Here is a 19601-nt window from a genome sequence, read left to right on the forward strand (position 1 = left end):
CCGCGCTAGGCCTACACCGGCTCCAGGGTCGGTGTGGTGACCCGACAGAACCGAAACCGTCACCCGCATCTCGAATCTAGGAATGGAATCTGGACCTTACGGGTCCGGGTACCGAGAGATTTGCGCGCGCGAGTAGGTTTGTCGGAGGTTCGACGGTCGCTTGGGACCGACTCTCTTCGACAAGCCCAACGTCTCGCTGCGCAACATTTTGCGCGGCTGAAGGGGCTGTTTGAATTGGCACACGGAACTAGTTTGTCGGACGCTGAAATCCAGGCGCTTGCTCAGGACTACTACAAGACGCTCGCACCGCAGGCCGAGCGATTCAAACCACGCACCTCTGAACCTGAATGGGAGCAGCGAGAACAAGCCGCCCTCGCCGAGGAGGAGATCAGCGACCTCAAGAGGCAGATCTCCGGCCGCTCCTACAAAAGCGATGTCTCACGCGCAGTCGATGACGCGCTCAGCCAGCGCAACTTGCAGATCGACGACCTATCCGCGAGCGACGCGAACAAGCTCACGAATGCGATTGCGCGCGCCCTCATCGAAAACCTGCGCCTGTTCATGCACCGGCTCGACGAACCCGTCCTGCCCTACGAGCCGGTCGATCCGCTCCTAAAGGGCTTCACCAACGCGTCGCCGCCTGACAGCACACCCGCCCCTCACGTAGAGGGGGGCTCCAGCTTCGGCTCAACCATCTCGGCTCTTGTCGCGGCCTATCTGGCCGCAAAGCGGAGCTCCTGGGTCCCCAAGACCTATGCCAACCGGGTCCAAAAACTCGCACTTTTCGTCGAGCATCTGGGCGCCAGCACACGCACCTCGGAAATCACGCCCGATCACATGCGTGCCTTCCGCAACGGTCTCAGTCGCATGCGCAGAATCCACCACACCGGCTGCGACAGGAGCTTCCAGGGCCGCCAGACTGACGACGAGGGCGCGAGGGTCGATGCCAAAACCGTGGCGCTTCACATCGCCGATGTGAAGTCGATGTTCATCTGGGCTCAGAAGCAAGGATACCTCAAGGAACCGCCACTGGCGGGCTTGGCCGTGGACCAGCCGAAGAAGCCGAAAGGCGAGAAACCCCGACGTCCGTTCGGGGAGGCCGAACTGAGGAAACTCTTCCTGGCTCCCAACTTCACGGGATGCAGGGGCCCCCGTAGGCGCTTTGAAGCGGGCTCGAACATTATTCGCGACGGCAAGTTCTGGATCCCGATAATCGCCTACTACACCGGGGCACGGTTGTCGGAGCTGGTCCAACTGCACCTTGAGGATGCGAATGTGCACGACGGTATTCCGTTCATCGACGTGAACGAGAACAATCCGACCGGCCAACTCCATAGAAAGCACGTCAAATCAGAGGCGGGCATACGGAAGATTCCCCTCCACTCGGATCTGATCGCGCTGGGCTTCCGGGAGTTCGTCGCCAGTCGCCGTTTGGACAAACGCGCGCAATCGGCCGGGCGGCTGTTCTGGGAGATTCCTTACGGCGCGGATGGACAGCCTTCGAGCACGTTCTCCAAATGGTTTGCTCGGCTCATGGACAAGGCCGGCCTGCAGGACCCCGCCTTGGTCTTCCACAGCTTCCGCCACACAGCCGAGGACGCCCTACGCAACGCGAAAGAGCCGCAGTACGTGATCAATCGAATTATCGGGCACGACGATGGCCACATCAGCGGCGAGTACGGCGACGGCGTCTCCCTTGAAGTCTCCAAGGCGGCGGTCGACGCGATGAAGCTGCCTGTCAGCTTGGTCGACCTTTGGTCATGAGGCAGAATTATGCGGTTATATGAGGCCATAATGAAATTGTGATCAGTACCTTCTCGGCCTCTGAGCAGTTACGATCAGAACTGATACGGCTATAGGAGGCAATAATGCAATCGTTTCACTGTCTCTCCATATTCCATCCGCGAGCAAATCGGATGCTGCTATAAGCTGCCATTGTGCAACTGATGTCATTTTTACTAATGACAAGCTCGGAGCCGCATTTAGCTTGACGGGCCATCAAGCGGGGCCAAAATGCGTGGACGCACTGAGCGTCCATAGGCCCAAAGCGGCAAAAAGATTTCCAGCAGGTCAGCTCCGGCGACCATTTGAGGGCCAGCAAAGCGGCCACGAACGGCCAGCTAAGGCGGCCACTGAAAGACGACAGGGACCGCGCTCGCGCCGCCCTGAATCTTCGCTTCCTGCTGGGGTGATCCATGGAAGATCTCGAAAGGGCTCGCGCCTATCTTGCGGGGAGGGCTGAGCGCCCGCAAAGGCTACGGACCGCTCAGGTCGCCCAGATGTTGGGCGTCAAACTCCAAACTGTTGAAAAGTGGCGCGGCCAGGGCAAAGGGCCGCCCTTCGTGAAGCTCGGCCGCAAGCTGGTGCTGTACGAATTGCCCGCCGTCGAGGCGTGGCTGCGCAAGCACGAGCGCGGCTGATCATGTCAATGCCGCAGACCAAAACCATGAGCGGAATTCCGTCCGGCGCTATCGTTCGGAAGGTCCGCGGCATTGCACCTTCCGCAGTTGAGAACTGGTGGGACGCTCCGCAGTCCAATCTCGATTGGCTCGACCAGTACATCAGTCGGTACCAACGGAAGCTTTCACGCTTGGCCGCCGCAGCCAAGAAAGGCGGAAAGGTCATTTCCACCGCCAGAAACGAGGCGCTCCATTCCTACGCGGGGCGCATCTGCTCGTTGATCTATGCCGCTTATCGCAGGGGTCAAAAGCTCAGCAAGGACGAGATCGAGCAGCGCGCTAAGGCCGTCGTCCCGTGGAAAGACTGCGGCGAGACTATTACCGCTCGATTTGAAAAGAAGAAGAATGGGGCGAAACGGGGCATCATCGCGCTTGGTATCAACAGGCTAGCGCTGAACTATTGCGTCAGGGACGTTCTTCTCACGATCTGGGGAACGCCCCCCGACGACTTTGCCCAGCATGGAAAAGGAACGCACCGCGCAGCGCGTGCGGTCATGGATTGCGCCGACGCCGGACAACGGTGGTTCGGCGTCGTTGATATTGCGAATTGGTACCCTTCGCACCGGCAGGAAGGGCTCCAAGAACAACTGAGACTGCCGGAAAGCGTAATCCGGAACACCATCCTCATAGGCGAGAAGGTGAAGATGATCTTCCCCAATGGCCAAGAGATGAATGTGCCGGACAGGGAAACTCTCCGGCTGGGACTCCCGCAGGGCATGCCCACTTCAGCCTTGATCGCCTCGACGCTACTGTCCCGGCGCATTAGCGAGCTCGCACCGCCGGCTTCGATTATCCGCTTCGCGGACGACGTAGCCTTCCTGTGCGAGACCAAGGACGAAGCGGCTGCAATACTGAAAGCCCTTCAGCTCAGCTTCGCTTCGGCGCCGGCCGGAGAGTTTAACCTCCATCACTGCGCGACAGGCCACACGGCGGGGGGCCTGAAATTTCTAGGGTACCGCATCAAGACCACCGCCGAGGGCAAGGGCCGCCTCGCCTCAGTCCTTGCATGCGCCGCGAGTGCTGGCCTGACAGCAGACAGACCAAAGGTCTGCTCGAGCCACCGCGCGCCCAAACTCCCTAATCCATGGGGCTTTGGAACGACTCCGCTTCGGTAGGCGGCCAATCCTTCACCCACCAACGGAGATTGCTGAAGCGCGGATCGCTCTTCAGGCTAGCTTCAAGATCACAAAGGAACGCGATGAATGCAGCGCGATTGGGCCAGAGCCGCCAGGTCATGTCCTTCGACTGAAGAATATAGTCGTCGATGAAGGTGACCTGTATCCAGAAGCGCCGCCCTTGACGATAGGCATTGAGCGACCAGCCGTTCTCGTGTTCATTTTCCGGCTCGTCGACGCGATAGCCACGGGCCGTCAACATTTCTGCGACAGATTGAACGACCGCCTGTCCAGCGAACTGAAGCTCGTTACCGTCTTCGGCATAGAGGGCGTCATCCGGGAAGTCGGCCTTGAACCAGACGTTCGGCCTTAGCTTCACCATTCCTGCTCTCCCTCCAACTCGTAGGCGGCGCCTCCGGCTGCGGCGCCGACCCCTCCGATCCGCGCCTTCAGAGGCGCAGGGCTCCCATGCCACAGTCGACCTGCGAGTCCATGCTCCGGCAACCCAAGATCACGCCCACTCCAGCGCTCACCCAGGACACTTGTCCCATAAAACCCTGGGTCCACCGCAAAGTGGTGTTCATAGAAATCGCCCCGGCTGATGCCCGGCGGTATCTGCCTGTTGAACGGGCCATCCATGTATTCACGTGGGATCGGGCCGCCGCCGAACATGTCCGGCAGCCTGGTCCTCCGGGACACGAAGTGGCTGCCCCTGTTGGATGCCGGGTAGGGCTTCGCGAGATGAGCTGCAGCTCCCGGACTGAATCCCTGTGCGACGTACTTCTCGACGTTGCCCACATTTGACGCGCGGCTGATCCCCTTCACGGCCTTGGCGGCGGGCCCGCCGACCACCAGCGAACCTGCGTCGAAAGCAAGCTCGCCTTGGTTCCGGCCGATGTCGAACGTCCGTCGAAGCTCGCCGGAGAAAGTTGATGCAGCTGGCGTCGCGTTCGGGTCCAGATCAATACGCATCTGGTGGGCCTTCGCCTTCGCGTCATCAACCACCATCTCTGGATTGGCTACCGCCTTGCCGACATACTCTGCAACGCCTCGCCCCGCCTTCGCGAGCTGTTCCCCTGCTGATTGGCCGGGCGGGCTCATATAGCGATCAAGGGGGTTAGCTAACCGCGCCGCGAACAACGCGCCATCGGCCAGCCCCTCCGCTGCGTGCACCCCGCCTCGTACGACTCCGGCCAACGTGCCTGCACTCCCAGCAGCGCCGATGGCGACTGACCTGAGGCCTGGGGTCTCGCCAACGCCGTTCAACGCCTCGCCAGCCCGACGCTTGGCCTGTCCGGTGGCGTTCGATACAGCTCCCGCCACGCGTTTCTGCGAATCCTGCAGAAGCCTTGCACCATGACGCACGACGTCACCGGGTTGGCTCAACTTCAAATCCTGGCCTGCCCTGATCGCCCTTCCATAGGCTTCATGCGCAGCCGCTTCCGCATCTCGGGTGAACCGCGCGGCCCTACGCCGCTGACGTTCCATGAATTCCGCGATGCTTTCACCCATGCCTAGCGCCGGCCCGAGCGGCCGCCCCTTTTCCTGTTTGATATGCAGGCTGGAGCGTCACCCACGCTCGTCCAGCGAAGATACAAGATGCCCATCCGGATCAGGCCCGTCAAGAACAAAACAAGAACATTTGGAGGTGCGAGGCGAGAGGAGGTGCACGGCAGCCGTCTTCGCCTTCCGTGTCGACTTCATCCAGCGAGAGCTCGTCCCTTTGGCTGAGGCCTCCGCCTGACGGCTCACGCGGAGACTTGCAGGCGGATGACTGCTTGCACCGCCAGCCACCCCCGAAAATCAGCTTCGCCTGGGTCGTGAGCCGGCAGCCACCGGAAACGGCGGCGCCATTTTCTGTGCAACCGGGAATTCGCGGCGCGATCTAGGTCATTCTCGGCTCGAATCCGCTAACGATACGCGTGACCTTTGAAGCGCCGGGCCGCCGATTGATCCGGCTCAAAGCCCAATGGCGTCGGCGGCCTAAAGTCCATGCGACCACCAGAGGAGGTCGCGATGGGCAGGCTGGGCGGCAAGGTCGCCGTGATCACAGGAGCGGCGCTCGGCCTTGGGCGCGCCACCGCCTTGCGCATGGCCGAGGAAGGCGCGGCGGTCGCGGTCTGCGACCTGCGCTTTGAGGATGCAGACGCGCTTGCACGTGACCTAGTGGAGCGCGGTCTCCCTGCGGCCGCCTGGCGCCTGGACGTCTCACGCGAACTCGACGTCCAGAGGGTGCTGGGCGAGGTCGCCGAACGCTTCGGGCGCATCGACGTCCTGGTCAACAACGCCGGCGTCGCCGGCGCCGACAAGCCCACCGACCAGCTGACGGAGGCCGAGTGGGACGCGGTCCAGGCCGTCAACGTCAAGGGCGTGTTCTTCGGGGTCAAACACGTGATCCCCCACATGCGCCGCACCGGCGGCGGCAGCATCATCAACCTCAGTTCGATCTACGGCCTGGTCAGCGCCCCCGACGTGCCGCCCTACCACGCCTCGAAGGGCGCAGTGCGGCTGATGACCAAGACCGACGCCCTCCTCTACGCGCCGGAGAAGATCCGGGTGAACTCGGTCCATCCGGGGTTCATCTGGACGCCGATGGTGGAGGGCTATCTGAAGGCGCAGGGCGGCGTCGCCGAGGGCCGCGCCGCGGTGGGCGCCCTTCACCCGCTCGGCCATATGGGTGAGCCGGACGACATCGCCTGGGGCTGCGTCTATCTGGCGTCCGACGAGGCCAAGTTCGTCACCGGCGCGGAGCTGGTGATCGACGGCGGCTACACGGCGCGGTGAAGATTCATGGCTGCGATCCTCAACGCCCTCTCCCGCGCCGTGCTCATCTGGCTGCTGATCATGGCCGCCGAAACCCTGCAGGGCGCGGCGCGCCACCTGCTGCTTTCGCCCGCCCTGGAACAGGCGTTGCGCCAGCTCTCGGTAATCGTCGGCGTCATCGTTATCTTCGCCATCACCTGGGCGTTCCTGCCCTGGATGCGGATCCGCACGACGCGTCAGGCCTTGGCGGTCGGCGCTTTGTGGGCGGCGCTCACCCTCGCCTTCGAATTCGGGTTCGGCTGGTTTTCGGGCGCGAGCTGGAGCCGGATCCTGGCCGACTACGACCTGCCCCATGGCGGCCTGATGCCGCTCGGCCTCCTCGCCATGGCCCTCACCCCATGGGCGGTTCGGCGATTGCAGGCCCTACCGCAGCAAGGTCCGCCTCCCGTTGGCCGCAGAACAGGGAAAACGCCGTGAAACACGCCGTCATCCTCGCCCACCCGGCCCGCAAAAGCCTCAACATGACGATCGCCCAGACGTACCGCGCGACGGTGGAAGGAATGGGCCACGCGGTCGACGTGCGCGACCTCTACCTGATGCGTTTCGATCCCTGCTTGAAGGCTGCCGAGATCCCTGGGCCGAGAGCTCCCGTGTTTCGCGACGACGTGGTGCGCGAGCGCGCGCGCCTGGCGGAGGTCGACGTCTTCGTCTTCGTCTATCCTTTCTGGTTCAACGCGCCGCCCGCGATCCTGAAGGGCTACGTGGACCGCGTCTTCGGAATGGGGTTCGGGTTCAAGCCGGGCTTGGGCGGGAACAGCCCGGCGCTCACCGGCCGCAAGCTCGTCAGCTTCTCGACGTCCGGCGCGCCTGATCATTGGGTCCGCGACACCGGGGCGATGACGGCGCTGACCCGGCTGTTCGACGACCACCTGGCGGGAACCTGCGGGCTGACGGTGGTCGATCATCTTCATTTCGGAGGCATGGTCTCGGGCATCACCGAAGAGGCCGTCGGCGACGTCCTTTCCAGGGTCCGACAGGCCGCCCAGCGCTTGGGAGCATCGAACTCCTAGCGGCCGCAGTCACGTTCCAACGATCGGACAGATACATGTACTACTTCGCCAAGACGCTCGCCGACGGGTTCGAGGAGGTGGTGGCCGCAACGCGGCAAGCCCTTGCTGCGGAAGGCTTCGGTGTGATCAGCGAGATCGACGTCCAGGCCGTTTTGAAGGCCAAGCTGGGTGTAGAGTTCCGCCCCTACCTGATCCTGGGCGCCTGCAATCCGGCCATGGCGCATCAAGCTTTGCTGTCCGAAGACAAGATCGGGACCATGCTGCCCTGCAACGTCGTGGTTCAAGCGCTTGAGGACGGCGTCGAGGTCGCCGCCGTCGATCCGGCCGCCTCGATGAGCGCGATCGACAATCCGCGCCTGCGCGAGGTCGCCGCCGCCGTCGGCCAGAAGCTTCAGGCGGTGATCGCGGGCCTCTGAAGGCTCAGCGTCAGTGCGACATCAGCAGCGGCGCGGGCATATCATGAAGGAGTTGGCGGCTGACACCGCCCAGGACCAGTTCCTGCAGACGCGCATGGCCGTAAACGCCGGCGATCAGCAGGTCGATGTCGAACTCGGCCATCTGCCGTTCGATCACGTCGGCCGCGTGTTCGTCACGGCTCGCATCCAGGATGACGTTGGCCGTCACCCCGTGGCGCTCAAGCAACCGCTGCAACATGCCGTCGGGACCGCCCTCCCCCGTCGGCGAGACGATCAGCACGTGCACCTCCTCGGCCGCCTCGATGAAGGGCCAACCATCGCGCAGCGCGCGGGCCGCCTCCCGCGAGCCGTTCCACGCCACGAGAATTCGCCTGCCGCCGGGAGCGGCATAGTCATCCGCCGGCGTCACCAGCACCGGACCTCCACAGGCCAGCGCCACGTCGGCGGCCGCGACATGGCGCTGGCCCATGTAAACATCGAGCCGACGGGGCATGACCACGAGATCGGCTCTGCGCGCGCACGCGATGAAGGCCTGCGGATCGTCGCCGCTGGCGTTGATGAAGTCAGATTCCGCGCCGGCTTCGCGCGCCGCGCCCTCGAACTGCCGGCGCGCCTCCTCGCTCGCCGCCTCGACGGTCTTCGCGTGGTCGCGCAACAGGCGGTCGATATCGTCCGGCGGCAGGCCGTAGAGGGCTTCCCCCGCGCCAAACTGCAGCATGAACTCGCTCGTCAGGAAGACGCCCGTAAGGTGAGCTTTCCAACGCCGCGCGAGATCGGCGGCGAATTGCGCGCGGTAGGCGCCAGCCGGCGTGGACTCGGTGAGAACGAGAATATCGCGATAGGACATGAGCGCCTCCATTGAAGCGCACATTAGGCCGCGGACGCTGCGCCAACTTGACCTGCATCAACCGGCGTCGCGCTGAAACCGGTTGAATTGATCCGGCGCAAGGCGTGGGGGGGCCGAGCAGCCAATCTGCGCGTCGTTTTCACCCCCTCGAGGACACCGTCATGTCACTTCGCCTGACCCTCGTCGCAGCTGCGCTGCCGTTCTGCCTGGCCGGATACGCCGTTGCTGAAACTCCAAAGCCCGTCGCCAAGGTCGAGGCCGAGGTCCACGCTGTAGACGCGCGGGCCCAGGCTGCGCTGAAACGCGCGCGCGACAGCGCCCAGGCCTCTCTGGACGCGGCCAACGCCGCAGCCGACAAAGCTGAGAAAGCTGCTCAGGAGATGACCAAGGAGGCCGCCGCCGCCTCGCGTGAGGCGGCGCAGAAGGCCGCCATCGCAGCAAAAACGGCCGCCGACGACGGTCGCGCCGCTTTCAAGGAAGCGTCGTCCGAGAACCGCGCGGCGTTGGAACGCTCATCGCAATCGGCCAAGGCCGCCGCCAAGCAGGCCGGCGACGCGCTGACCACAGTGATCGCCAACGACCGCGCCGCCGCCCAAAAGGCGCTCGAAGCCGCCCGGGTCCAGGCCAAGCAGGCGGCGGCCGAGGCGAAGAAAGCCTTCGACGCCGCGGAGGCGGCGTTCCGTCGCCATTCGCCCTCCAAAAGCTAGCGGGGACCAGCGCTCCAGCCAGTCGCGTTCCAAGAACCAATGCGCCTGGTCGGAGGTTGATGTCGCGCTTGTCCTGGAAACGAAAGCAGCCCCGCGCGTCCTAAAATGGCCCCCTCAACGCTCCCCACGCCCCCGCGCGCGGCCGAAGGCGATCCCCGGACCCTGTGCCTTGAGATCCTCGACCAGAACCACGTAATGGCCATAGGCACGATCCGAAGCGACGGCTGGCCACAGGTGGCCTCGCCTGTCTCCACCAACGCGCAGAAGCCGGTCACGCAACCGGCGGCGCCATGAAACGTCAGTTCCAGCCCGCCTGCAGCGAGCGCCTTCCTGGTCATGGTCTCGACATCCGACTTGCTGGAATGTGCGGCGGCCGAGCCTCAGGCCCGTCCAATGCGACGCACCACGCCCAGGCCAATGAGCGCGACGGCCACGCCGGCGATCACACCAGCCGTCGTGGGGTGCTTCTTGACTTGCTTTCGGACTTTCGCGGCGACCTTGCGAGACCGCCGGGCGACGTCTTCGGCCAGGTCCTCGGCCTCGGCGGCGATCCGGCCGGCCGCCTTCTGGACGTTCCGCCCAGCATCCTCCCCGGCGCGGACAAAACGTTGCGACGTCGACTTGCTCATCGTGCTGCTCCTTCTAGGCAGCCACCAGAGATCACGCCGCAAGCGAGAGCGTCTTGACCTCGATCAATCAGTCGCCGCGGTGCTCTCCGTAGATCTACTTAAGCAGCGCCCCTTAAGCACCGCCCCCGAATATCGTCGTTCGGCCATCAGTCTTAACTCTTTGCGTCATCGACAGGGAGACCGACGATGACCGTCCAGGCGCTCAGTGAATTTCCCTCCTTTCCATCTGGCGTCGTCGACGCCTTCGGGCCGATCGGCGTGCGGATGCACTTCGCCGAAAACGAGGAAATCTACGCCCAGGAAGAAGACGCCGACCTGATCTACCAGGTGGTGGAAGGCGTCGTGCGGACCAGTCGACTGCTCAGCGACGGCCGCCGGCAGATCGGTGACTTCTACTATCCCGGCGAGTTCTTCGGTATGGAGGCTGGAGACAGCCACCGCTTTTCCGCGGACGCCCTGGGCGACTGCACCATCCTCGTGGCCAAGCGCTCTGCGGTTCGTCATTGCGGCGAACAGCGCGAGCAACTCGAGCGCCTGATCTGGAACGCCACGACGCAAGAACTGGCCCGGACCCAGGACCACCTGTTCGTGCTGGGCCGCCGGGGGGCCTGCGAAAAGGTCGCGGCCTTCCTGATGAGCGCTGCGGACCGCGCGAAGGCTGAACTCACGCCCCTCGCAATGAGCCGGCAGGACATCGCAGACTATCTGGGCCTGACCATCGAGACGGTGTCGCGGATGCTCACCCAGTTGCAGTCGGAAGGCCTCGTGAAGTTCTTCGGCTACAGGAATTTCCAGGTCATACGGCCAGCGGGCCTTTCACGTCTGGTCGCTCCGTAACCAAGGGACGCGCCCCGAAGCAAAGATGGCGATCGCCCTGCATCCGGGGATTGGTCGGCCGCCCCAAGCGCGACGGGGGTCAATGCGAAACCAACAAGGGGCATGGGGGATCGGTCATGAACTCGCGGCTCACCCCGCCCAGGATCTGTTCGGACAGGCGCGAACGGCCGTAGAGGCCCATCACCAGGAGATCACAGCCCCATTCGCCGGCTCGGCGACGAAGAACCTCCGGCGCCAGGCTATCGTGGGCGTCGTCGGCAAACGTATCGACGGGCCTGTCCCATCGCGACAGACGGAATTTGAGGTCAGCCAGATCGTCGAAGTCGATCTCGGGGCGCACGACGGCCAGGGCGACGCTATCGGCCGCCGCGATGACCGGCCAAGCGTCGCGCCAGGCGCGGGCGCTCTCACGCGTGCCGTTCCAGCAGATCATGACGCGATGCCCGACGGAGACCACCGGCCTGGTTCCGGCAATCGCCACGAGCGGCCGGCCGCAGGCCAGGCCTAGCTGGCCTGCGTCGAAGTCCAAGTCCTCGCCTGCGAGGCGTCGGCCGCTCGGCGCGATCACCAGGTCGCTCAGCCGCGCGCGCGCGACCAGTTCGCCCGCCGTATCGAACGCAATCCACTCGGCGTGGACGCCGGCCTTGGCTGCGCGGGCCATGAAGTCGTCGCGTGCCCGCGTCTCGGCGGCGTCCACGGCGGAGCGTTGTGCTGCGATCATCTGCCGAAGCAGGCTGTCCGAAATCCACCCGCCCTCAACCCGATAGACCGGCAGTGGAAACGCAGGACGCAGGAACGCTCCGGCAAGCCGCCCGCCCAGACGTCGCGCCAGGTCGAGGGACCGCGCAACATAGCCGTCCACCGGCGCCTGGCTCGTAACCATCAGCAAGTCCGCCATCGCGCGCATGTCAGTGAGACACCAGCAGCGGCGCGGGAGGATCGTCCAGGAACGCGCGGCTCACCCCGCCCAGAACCCATTCGCTGACGCGCGGGCGTCCATACAGGCCCATAACCACCAGATCGGCTTCCAACGCTTTCACCTGGTGGCGAAGAACCTCTGCGGCGGACATGTCTTCGTGACGTTCGACGACGATCCGCGCCTTGCAGCCATGGCGCGCAAGATGCTCTGCCAGGCGAGCCTCGCCGGCGTCGTCCGCGGACGGGCGCACCATGACCACGGCCACCTCCTCGGCGTTGTCTAGGAACGGCCAAGCGTCGTGGAGCGCGCGGGCCGCCTCGCGAGTGTCCTTCCAGGCCACGAGAATCCGCCTGGGCGCTGCGGGCCAGACGCCCTGCTCGGGCGCGACAAGCACTGGGCCGCCGCAGGCCAGGCCCAAGGTGGCGGCGTCGATCATGCGACCGCCCACGCCGGTGATCGCGCACGGCGGAAAGATCACAAGGTCGGTTCTGCGCGCCGCGCGGATGAGTTCGTCATTGGTGTCGCCGTCGATCAGGCGCCACTCGAAAGAGGTCGAGGCCAGGTCGGCCGCGCGCCGAAGGGTCTGTTCGGCCGCCTCGACAGCACGCTTTTCGTCCGCGTCGTGCTGCGCCTTCAGCGCCTCCGCGGCGGCGCGGGGCAGATAGGCGAGCCGTTCTGCGGCGAAGACGTCGCTCGGGTAGGGCATGCGCAGGTAGACGCCGGTCAGCCTGGCCTCCGATTTGCTGGCGATGGCGCTCGCCAGCGCGCAGCGCCGGGCCGACGTCGCACGGTCGTCAACATGAACGAGGATGTCGCGAAAGCTCATGACGCAGCTCCGTCTGATGCTCAGGCACTCTCGGCGGTTTGGAGCGCACTCCCCTTGATCGCGATCAAGCGCCTCCGGGGGATCGGTCGGACTTCGCCCCGGTGCGCAAGTTCAGGCAGCGCACCGAAAGCGCCCCCGGCGCACCGAGCATCAGTCGCTCGCTCGACAGCAAGCAGGCGGAAATCGCCCGCGAGGAAACCGCGCTCAGCCAAGTTTGGATAATGTCTAACCCGCTGGGCCGCCCGTCCCGTCCGCGGAGATCGCGCCCACCTGGGCCAGCAGTCGCAGCAAGGCGGCGTTGAACGCCTCCGGTTCTTCGAACGGCGGGTTGTGAGCTGACTCCTCAAACCACTGCAGCCGCTTTTGAGGCGCCTGCAAGGTCTCGAAATAGGCGGCGGCGAGCCGTGAATCGACCTGACGGTCGTGACGCCCCAGCATGAAGATCACCGGGACCGAGACCGCGGGCGTGCTGGCGGCAAGGTCGAGCCGCAGCGCCTCGTCGTTCATCGCTTCGAGCGAGACTTCGTTTCCGCGGAAAAAACGCGCGAGCTCCCAGGGTGCGATGTGCCCGCCGGCGACGCCGCGCATCAGGACGAGCGGAAAACTGAGCTGCCGGTGGAAGTACCCGCCATAGCGCTCCACGATCCGCTGGGTGGCGATCTCGCGGTCGGCCGAGTAGGGCGGCGGCCCGATCTGCGCGATGCGCGCCAGCACCTGCGGCTCATTGCGCCGACGCGCCTCGGCCAGGACGAAATCGTACTGCGCCCGCTGGCGCGCAACCTCGTTCACCGGCTGCCCCACGCCTGCGAAGGCCGCCACCTTCTCTGGATGCGCCTGGGCGTAGAGCAGGCCGAGCGTCGCGCCCCAGGAGTGGCCGACCAGGATCACCTTGTCTCGGCCATAGCGCCGCCGCAGGTGATCGACCACCGCATCCAGGTCGGCGATGTGGCGCGCAACGGTGAGCTGCTTGGGATCGGCGGCGGGGTCGAAGGAACGGCCCGCGCCGCGCTGGTCGAGATAGGCCACGATCAAGCGGCGCTCCAGCGGCGCATTGTAGAGGCGGAACAGGGGCCGTTCGGCCCCGCCGGGACCGCCATGCAGCCAGATCATCACCGGCAGATCCTGCGAGGCGCCGCGCGTCATCAGGTAGAGGGCCGCGCCGTTGACGCGCACGCGCTCCTCCACCCTCACCGCCCGGGCCTGCGCCTGCGGGGCGCATCCGAGCAGCAAGAGACAGGCGACCAGCCGGGCGAGTCGGCTGGGCAGGCCACCTGCTCTGATGGACAATAGGCCCATTGAATCGTCCTCGCAGTCACTATTGACATTATGTCAATATAACGCGAGCCAGGATCTGTCATGGGGAAAGCAGCATGGCGCGCGCAGCCACGCGACGACGGCTGAAGCCGGCCGACCGGTGCGAGGAACTCCTCCAGGTGGGCGAGCAGATCGTCCGCCGACAGGGGCCCGCCGCCCGCATCGAGGACGTGGTCACGGCCGCGCAGGTCGCGCGGGGGACGTTTTATGTCTACTTCCCGACCTGGGAAGATTTCCTGGCGGCGCTACGCGACCGCGCGCTGGACGAACTCGCGCTGCAGTTCGAAGCGGCGCTGGCGGCGGAACCGCACTGGATCGGGCTGATCGGACGCCTGCCGGGCCTCATCGTCGAATTGACCGCCGATCTCGAGGGCCTGCACCCCGTCGCCTTCCACGGACCGCAGGTCGCCGCGCCGCGCCGGGCGGGCTTCGACCTCACCCTACGGCTCGCCGAGCTCCTCGCCGCGGGCCAGGCGCGCGGCGCGCTGGACGCCGCCGACCCCACGGCGACCGCGCCGCTGATCTACGCCCTCCTCCGCGACACGGCCGACCGGGTGCAGGCCGGCGCAGACTCCGGCGCAGCCGTCGACGCCTGCCGCGAACTGCTGCTGCGCGCCCTGGCCGTGCGCGCTGACCCCATAAGGCCTGAGGATCTTCTGCGCCCGGGAGCCTGACCGACAAGCACTGGGGCTCACGGCGACGCCGGACAGTCGACAGGTTGACGTGAGTTCTCTTTTCGTTCACGCCATCTGAGCGATCTGGAGGGTGGTATGTCGATCCTGAGCTGGCTGTTCCGAAGGAAGAAGCGATCGCCGCCGATCGATGATGGAACGGTGTCGCCGTTGGTCGCCCGGGTGATGAACGAGATAGAGGCCCGCGCGCAGCCGTGCATCCGGATGACGCCCGGCGGGGATGGCCGCTCGAGATTGGGCGGCGTACCGGACATGGCTGGCGCTTGGCCACGATACAAGGGCAACGCCCTCTGCTCGGTCGCTCAACTGAATCTCGTCGAGCTGCGCGCCGCCGGCGGGCCTGACTGGCTGCCGGACGCCGGGCGGTTGCTGTTTTTCTACGATCTCGAAGAATGGTCGTGGGGCCTCGATCCGCAGGACGCCGGGAGCTTCGTCGTCTTGCACGAGGTTGAGCCGGCGGCCGCGGCTGTCGAACCCGACGACCTGTCAGAGGAGGCGAAGTTCCCCGCCTATCCGGTGACGTTTGCCCCCCATGCGTCCTATCCTTCCATCGAACGGATCGAACTCGATTGGAGACGCCTCAATACCGCGTCGGAAGCGGCGCTGTGGGCCGCTTTGAAGCCTCTGACTGCGTTATCGCCCACGCATCAAATCGGAGGCTTTCCAACCCCCGTTCAGGACGACTGCATGGAGTTGCAGTGCCAGGGCCTGGTTCCTGGCGGCCAGCTCGAGGACTGGCGCCTCCTGCTCCAGCTCGATACGGACGACGACGCCGGCATGATGTGGGGCGACGTCGGCAGCCTCTACTTCTGGGTCCGCGAACAGGACGCCCGCGCCGGTGACTTTTCGAAGGTCTGGATGATCCTGCAGTGCCATTAGTCGGGACGATGGCGGCGCCAGCCCGATCGCCGCGGTCGCCAAGCCGGCCGGTCGGGAACCATCGACGAGCACGCCCCTAGCCGTCCGCCCCCCGCCAGTCCGCGCCGACAGCGGCGAAGAGGCGGACGGCGTCGGCCAGGCGCTGGCCTTGCGCGCGGGCTAGGGCCGAGCTCGCCTCATGGGCGCGGCGCTGGGCGTCTAGGACGTCGAGGAAGGTCCCGCCGCCCTGCTGGAAGGCGACCTTGGCAAGACGCAGAGTCTCGTCGGCCTGGACCTGCGAGCGCTGGCGCGCGGCGATGGCCGCCTCGTCGGCGGCGAGCGCCGACAGCGCGTCGGCCACCTGGGCGAAGGCGGTCAGCACGGTCTGGCGGTAACGGGCGGACGAAGCGACGGCGGCTTCGCGCGCCTGCTGGCGACGGGCCTTCAGTGCGCCGCCATTGAACAGCGGCGCGGTGAGCCCCGCGCCCAGGTCCCAGCCGCTGGCGTCGTAGGAGAAGAGGTTCCCCGGCTTCAGCGCGCCCTGGGTGATCGAGGCGCTGAGCCGGATCTTCGGATAGAGGTCGGCGGTCGCCACGCCGATGTCGGCGGTGGCCGCATGCAGGTCGGCCTCGGCCGCCAGGATGTCGGGCCGGCGCCGCGCCAGTTCCGATGGCAAGGCGACCGGCACGGCGTTCGCCAGCTTCAGGTCGGCGAGGCGGAAGTCGGGCGCGGTCCAGTCGGCGGGGGCATGGCCGACGAGCACCGCCAGGGCATGGCGGGCGGCGGCGAGCTGGCCCTCCAGCGGCGGCAGCAGCGCGCGGTCCTGTTCGAGCTGGGCCTGGGCCGCGACCTTGGCCGTGCTGGTCGAGCCGCCGAGCGCGCCCGCCTTGCGCACCAGCTCGACGTTCGCCTCGTCGGCGGCGATCATCTGATGGACCGCCTCGATCTGGGCCTGGAGGGTGGCGATGGTCACGGCCTGCAGGGCGACATTGGCGGTGAGCGAGAGATAAGCCGCCTCGGCGCGGCGCGCCTGGGCCTGCGCCCGCGCAGCCGCACCCTCGATCCGCCGCCGCTCGCCACCGAACAGGTCGAGGTCGTAGCCGACCCCGCCGCCGACCGAATAGAGCGAGAAGGTCGGGTTCTCGAGCTGGACCTCGCCAAAGCCGGTGAAGCCGAAGGCCTGGAGGTTCGCCCGCTCGCGGTGGACGCCGGCGTTCAGATCAGCCTGGGGGCCCGCCTCGCCGCGCGCCTGGGCCAGCGCCGAGCGTGCCTGGCGCAGGGTGGCGTCGGCCTCGGCCAGGGTCGGGCTGCCGGTCAGCGCCTGGCCGATCACCTGGTCGAGTTGCGTCGAGCCGAACGCCGTCCACCACGGGCCGGCGGCGGCCGCGACCGGGTCGAGCCGCACCTGGGCGGGCGCAGCGTCCCCGGCCATGGCGTAGCCGCTCGCACCCGTCGTCTCGGGACGCACGAAGTCCGGCCCGACGGTCGTACAGGCCGCGAGCAGGAGGGAAAGGCCCGCGCCGGCGAGCGCGCGCGATCTAGTCGACAGCGACATGAGGGTCCGTCTCGGTCTTGGTCTTGGGCGTGCGCATCAACAGGATCAGCGGTGCGCAGAGGATGGTGATGCCCAGCATCAGCCTGAAGTCGTCCAGATAGGAGAGCATCGAGGCCTGGCGGGTGATCATGCCGTTCAGCCCGGCGATGGCGGCCGGGGTCTGGAACGCCGTCGGCGCATAGGCATGGAACAGCGGGTTGTCGGGCCGCGCATGCTCGACCAGCGTGGCGTGATGGACCTCGACGCCGCTGACATAGCGGGCCTGCATGATCGAGATGCCGGCCGCCGAGCCGATGTTGCGGATCAGGGTGAAGAGGCCAGCGCCCTCGGCCCGGTGCTGGGCCTGGACGGTGGCGAAGGCGATGGTCGACAGCGGTACGAAGATCAGCCCCGTGCCCACCCCCGAGAGGAAGCCGGACACGATGATCAGATGCGTGTCCATGCCCAGGTTGAAGTGGGTCATCTGCCACAGCGATATGGCGCTGATGGTGAGGCCCGCCAGCAGGATGAACTTGATGTTCACCCGCCCGATCAGTTGGCCGACAGCGAACATGGCGATGAACGAGCCGATGCCCCGCGGCATGCTGACCAGACCCGTGAAGGCGACCGGATAGCCCATAAGGGTCTGCATCATCGGCGGCAGCAGGGCGAGCGTCGAATAGAGCAGGATGCCGATGAAGAAGCCGAACACGCAGCAGGTGACGAAGTTGGCGTCGGCCAGCAGGGCGCGGGCGACGAACGGCTTTGACGCGGTGGCCATCTGCACGCCGAAGATCCAGAGCGCGACGATGGCCACGATCAGGTAGGTCCAGATCTCGGCCGAGGCGAACCAGTCCTCGCCCGGGCCGCGGTCGAGCATCATCTGGAAGCCGCCTATGGCCAGCGCCAGGCTGGCGAAGCCGAGGATGTCGAACGGGCGCTTCTCCGCGCCCTTCTTCTCGGACAGGAACAGGGACACGCCGGCGAAGGCGAGCACGCCGATCGGCAGGTTGATGAAGAAGACCCAGCGCCAGTCGAGATTATCGGTCAGCCACCCGCCCAGGGCCGGCCCCAGGATCGGGCCGAGCACCGCGCCGGCGCCCCAGACGGCCATGGCCTGGCCATGCTTCTCGGGCGGGTTGATGTCCAGCAGGACGGCCTGGGACAGCGGGATCAGCGCCGCTCCGAACAGGCCCTGCAGCAGGCGGAACAGCACGATCTCGACCAGGCTGCCGGCGATCCCGCACAGCATGGAGGCGACCGTGAAGCCGGCGATGGAGATCAGGAACACCATCTTGCGCCCCAGCCGGTCGGCCAGGAACCCGGTCAGCGGCGTCATGATCGTGGCGGCCACGATGTAGGACGTCAGCACCCAGGTGATCTGGTCGGCCGAGGCCGACACGCTGCCCTGGATGTGCGGCAACGCCACGTTGGCGATCGTGGTGTCCAGCGAGTTCATCACCGTCGCCAGCATGACGGCGATGGTGATCGGAACCCGGTTGGCGGCGTCGCCCTTGCCGTTTCCGGCCCCGGTCATTTCAGCGCCGAGCGCACGTCGACCGTGGCCTTGGCGCTCAGTCCGTTGCTGAGGTTCGGCGCGGCCTCGTCCAGGGCCAGGCGCACGGGCAGGCGCTGGACGACCTTCACCCAGTTGCCGGTGGCGTTCTCGGGCGGCAACAGGGCGAAGCTCGCCCCGGTGCCGGGACTGAAGCTGGCGACGTGCGCCTTCAGCTCGTGGTCGTAGGCGTCGATCTTGACGGTGGCCGGTTGGCCGACCCGCATGTGGGCCAGCTGGTCTTCCTTGAAGTTGGCCTCGACCCAGGGAGTCCCCGAGATCAGCCAGAACAGGGTCTGGGCGGTGGCGACGCGGGCGCCTGGCTGCAATTGCTCGACCTTGGTCACTATCCCGTCCGCAGGGGCGACGATGGTCGTGTAGGAGAGGTTCAGCCTTGCGCGGTCCAGGGCCGCCTTGGCCTGCATCACCCGCGGATGCTGGTCGGGCGAGGCGGCGGCCCGGCCGCCGATGTCGGCCAGGGCCGAGGCCATCTGCTGGCGCACCACCGCGATCTGGCGGCGGGCCTGCTCGGCGGTGTGCGCCGCTTCGGCCGCCTGGGCCTGCGTCGACACCCCGGCCGCGGCCAGCCCCTTCTGGCGGGCGGCCTCGCGCTCGGCATAGGCGACGGTCTCCTGGGCGGCGCCAAGGTCGGCCTGGCGTTGGGCGTAGACGCCCTGGGCGCTCTGCACCTCGAAGCGGGCGGCGGCGAGCGCCGCCTCGGCCTGCGCGAGCGCCACCTGGTAGTCGGCCGGGTCGAGCCGGAACAGCACCTGGCCCTTGCGGACCTGCTGGTTCTCCTTCACCGCGACCTCGATGACCCGCCCGTCGACGCTGGGGCTGACGGCGGTGCGGGCGGTCTGGACATAGGCGTCGTCGGTGGCCTCGAAGCGGCCGCCGGTCAGCACAGAATAGGCCACCGCCCCCAGCACCACGACCACGCCCCCGATCATCAGCGGAGCCCGCAGCTTCTGGCCCAGCGTGCGCTCTGGCGGCCTGTGGCTGGCCGCTTCGGTCTCGGCCTCGGCGATCGCCTGGTAACCTTCCGCGTCGCTCACGCAGT

The 19601-nt window shown here is 66.4% G+C and carries 21 protein-coding genes and 1 pseudogene; 12 read left to right on the forward strand and 10 right to left on the reverse strand.

What is annotated here, in order from left to right; genetic code table 11:
• Positions 1-36: 36 nt before the first annotated feature.
• From ACE3T2_RS08685 to ACE3T2_RS08700, 4 genes and pseudogenes are all read left to right on the forward strand, one after another.
• Positions 37-225 (forward strand): annotated as a pseudogene (locus ACE3T2_RS08685) (DUF6538 domain-containing protein); the annotation flags it as partial.
• A 27-nt stretch (positions 226-252) separates the two neighbouring features.
• On the forward strand, positions 253-1764 hold the full coding sequence (locus ACE3T2_RS08690; protein ID WP_374656758.1) for a tyrosine-type recombinase/integrase: 1512 nt from the start codon (positions 253-255) through the stop codon (positions 1762-1764).
• A 431-nt stretch (positions 1765-2195) separates the two neighbouring features.
• Positions 2196-2420: a helix-turn-helix transcriptional regulator gene (locus ACE3T2_RS08695; protein WP_374656721.1), complete on the forward strand. Its 225-nt coding sequence runs from the start codon at positions 2196-2198 to the stop codon at positions 2418-2420.
• A gap of 8 nt (positions 2421-2428) precedes the next feature.
• Positions 2429-3574 carry a reverse transcriptase domain-containing protein gene (locus ACE3T2_RS08700; protein ID WP_374656722.1) on the forward strand — a complete coding sequence of 382 codons (1146 nt, stop codon included), beginning with the start codon at positions 2429-2431 and terminating at the stop codon, positions 3572-3574.
• On the opposite strand, the gene ACE3T2_RS08705 is transcribed toward ACE3T2_RS08700, so the two are convergent.
• Together ACE3T2_RS08705 and ACE3T2_RS08710 are read right to left on the reverse strand one after the other, a co-directional pair.
• Entirely contained in the window at positions 3537-3956 is a 420-nt protein-coding gene (locus ACE3T2_RS08705; RefSeq protein ID WP_374656723.1) for a hypothetical protein, read from the reverse strand. The genes ACE3T2_RS08700 and ACE3T2_RS08705 overlap by 38 nt on opposite strands.
• On the reverse strand, positions 3950-5086 hold the full coding sequence (locus tag ACE3T2_RS08710) for a hypothetical protein (RefSeq protein WP_374656724.1): 1137 nt from the start codon (positions 5084-5086) through the stop codon (positions 3950-3952). Before ACE3T2_RS08710 ends, ACE3T2_RS08705 begins: the two co-directional genes overlap by 7 nt.
• A gap of 504 nt (positions 5087-5590) precedes the next feature.
• Between ACE3T2_RS08710 and ACE3T2_RS08715 the strand changes: the two genes are divergently transcribed.
• From ACE3T2_RS08715 to ACE3T2_RS08730, 4 genes are read left to right on the forward strand one after another with little or no spacing between them, the layout of a single operon-like run.
• A complete protein-coding gene (locus ACE3T2_RS08715; protein ID WP_374656725.1) occupies positions 5591-6358 on the forward strand; it encodes an SDR family NAD(P)-dependent oxidoreductase in 768 nt (255 codons plus the stop codon).
• Positions 6359-6364: 6 nt separating this feature from the next.
• Positions 6365-6814, forward strand: coding sequence for a hypothetical protein (locus tag ACE3T2_RS08720; protein WP_374656726.1), 450 nt, complete (start codon positions 6365-6367; stop codon positions 6812-6814).
• Positions 6811-7407, forward strand: coding sequence for an NAD(P)H-dependent oxidoreductase (locus ACE3T2_RS08725; protein WP_374656727.1), 597 nt, complete (start codon positions 6811-6813; stop codon positions 7405-7407). Before ACE3T2_RS08720 ends, ACE3T2_RS08725 begins: the two co-directional genes overlap by 4 nt.
• Positions 7408-7442: 35 nt before the next feature.
• Positions 7443-7823 carry a DUF302 domain-containing protein gene (locus ACE3T2_RS08730; RefSeq protein WP_374656728.1) on the forward strand — a complete coding sequence of 127 codons (381 nt, stop codon included), beginning with the start codon at positions 7443-7445 and terminating at the stop codon, positions 7821-7823.
• Between the two features lie 10 nt (positions 7824-7833).
• On the opposite strand, the gene ACE3T2_RS08735 is transcribed toward ACE3T2_RS08730, so the two are convergent.
• A complete protein-coding gene (locus ACE3T2_RS08735) occupies positions 7834-8682 on the reverse strand; it encodes a universal stress protein (protein ID WP_374656729.1) in 849 nt (282 codons plus the stop codon).
• Positions 8683-8831: 149 nt separating this feature from the next.
• Between ACE3T2_RS08735 and ACE3T2_RS08740 the strand changes: the two genes are divergently transcribed.
• The gene (locus tag ACE3T2_RS08740; protein ID WP_374656730.1) at positions 8832-9377 is read left to right on the forward strand and encodes a hypothetical protein; all 546 of its coding nucleotides are present in this window, start codon (positions 8832-8834) and stop codon (positions 9375-9377) included.
• A 380-nt stretch (positions 9378-9757) separates the two neighbouring features.
• Here the strand turns inward: ACE3T2_RS08740 and ACE3T2_RS08745 are convergent, their stop codons facing one another.
• Positions 9758-10006 carry a hypothetical protein gene (locus tag ACE3T2_RS08745; protein ID WP_374656731.1) on the reverse strand — a complete coding sequence of 83 codons (249 nt, stop codon included), beginning with the start codon at positions 10004-10006 and terminating at the stop codon, positions 9758-9760.
• A gap of 186 nt (positions 10007-10192) precedes the next feature.
• Between ACE3T2_RS08745 and ACE3T2_RS08750 the strand changes: the two genes are divergently transcribed.
• A complete protein-coding gene (locus tag ACE3T2_RS08750) occupies positions 10193-10843 on the forward strand; it encodes a helix-turn-helix domain-containing protein (protein WP_374656732.1) in 651 nt (216 codons plus the stop codon).
• Positions 10844-10922: 79 nt separating this feature from the next.
• Here ACE3T2_RS08750 and ACE3T2_RS08755 read toward each other — a convergent pair whose 3' ends face one another.
• The 3 genes from ACE3T2_RS08755 to ACE3T2_RS08765 all read right to left on the reverse strand — a co-directional run bounded on the left by ACE3T2_RS08755 (position 10923) and on the right by ACE3T2_RS08765 (position 13884).
• Positions 10923-11750 (reverse strand): universal stress protein, encoded by an 828-nt coding sequence (locus tag ACE3T2_RS08755; protein ID WP_374656733.1) that lies wholly within the window; start codon positions 11748-11750, stop codon positions 10923-10925.
• 1 nt (position 11751) lies between these two features.
• Positions 11752-12588: a universal stress protein gene (locus ACE3T2_RS08760; protein ID WP_374656734.1), complete on the reverse strand. Its 837-nt coding sequence runs from the start codon at positions 12586-12588 to the stop codon at positions 11752-11754.
• Between the two features lie 225 nt (positions 12589-12813).
• Positions 12814-13884 carry an alpha/beta fold hydrolase gene (locus ACE3T2_RS08765; protein ID WP_374656735.1) on the reverse strand — a complete coding sequence of 357 codons (1071 nt, stop codon included), beginning with the start codon at positions 13882-13884 and terminating at the stop codon, positions 12814-12816.
• A gap of 74 nt (positions 13885-13958) precedes the next feature.
• Between ACE3T2_RS08765 and ACE3T2_RS08770 the strand changes: the two genes are divergently transcribed.
• Positions 13959-14576 carry a TetR/AcrR family transcriptional regulator gene (locus ACE3T2_RS08770; protein WP_374656736.1) on the forward strand — a complete coding sequence of 206 codons (618 nt, stop codon included), beginning with the start codon at positions 13959-13961 and terminating at the stop codon, positions 14574-14576.
• 96 nt (positions 14577-14672) lie between these two features.
• Positions 14673-15473 carry a YwqG family protein gene (locus ACE3T2_RS08775; protein WP_374656737.1) on the forward strand — a complete coding sequence of 267 codons (801 nt, stop codon included), beginning with the start codon at positions 14673-14675 and terminating at the stop codon, positions 15471-15473.
• 76 nt (positions 15474-15549) lie between these two features.
• On the opposite strand, the gene ACE3T2_RS08780 is transcribed toward ACE3T2_RS08775, so the two are convergent.
• Genes ACE3T2_RS08780 through ACE3T2_RS08790 form a run of 3 tightly spaced genes read right to left on the reverse strand, consistent with a single transcriptional unit; the run spans position 15550 to position 19596 of the window.
• On the reverse strand, positions 15550-17007 hold the full coding sequence (locus ACE3T2_RS08780) for an efflux transporter outer membrane subunit (protein ID WP_374656738.1): 1458 nt from the start codon (positions 17005-17007) through the stop codon (positions 15550-15552).
• Positions 16991-18523, reverse strand: coding sequence for a DHA2 family efflux MFS transporter permease subunit (locus tag ACE3T2_RS08785; protein WP_374656739.1), 1533 nt, complete (start codon positions 18521-18523; stop codon positions 16991-16993). The genes ACE3T2_RS08780 and ACE3T2_RS08785 overlap by 17 nt, the downstream gene beginning before the upstream one ends.
• Positions 18520-19596, reverse strand: a complete 1077-nt coding sequence (locus ACE3T2_RS08790) for an HlyD family secretion protein (protein ID WP_374656740.1) — start codon at positions 19594-19596, stop codon at positions 18520-18522. Before ACE3T2_RS08790 ends, ACE3T2_RS08785 begins: the two co-directional genes overlap by 4 nt.
• Positions 19597-19601 lie beyond the last annotated feature (5 nt).

Origin of the sequence: Phenylobacterium sp. (genome assembly GCF_041919955.1) — a bacterium.
GTDB lineage: Bacteria > Pseudomonadota > Alphaproteobacteria > Caulobacterales > Caulobacteraceae > Phenylobacterium.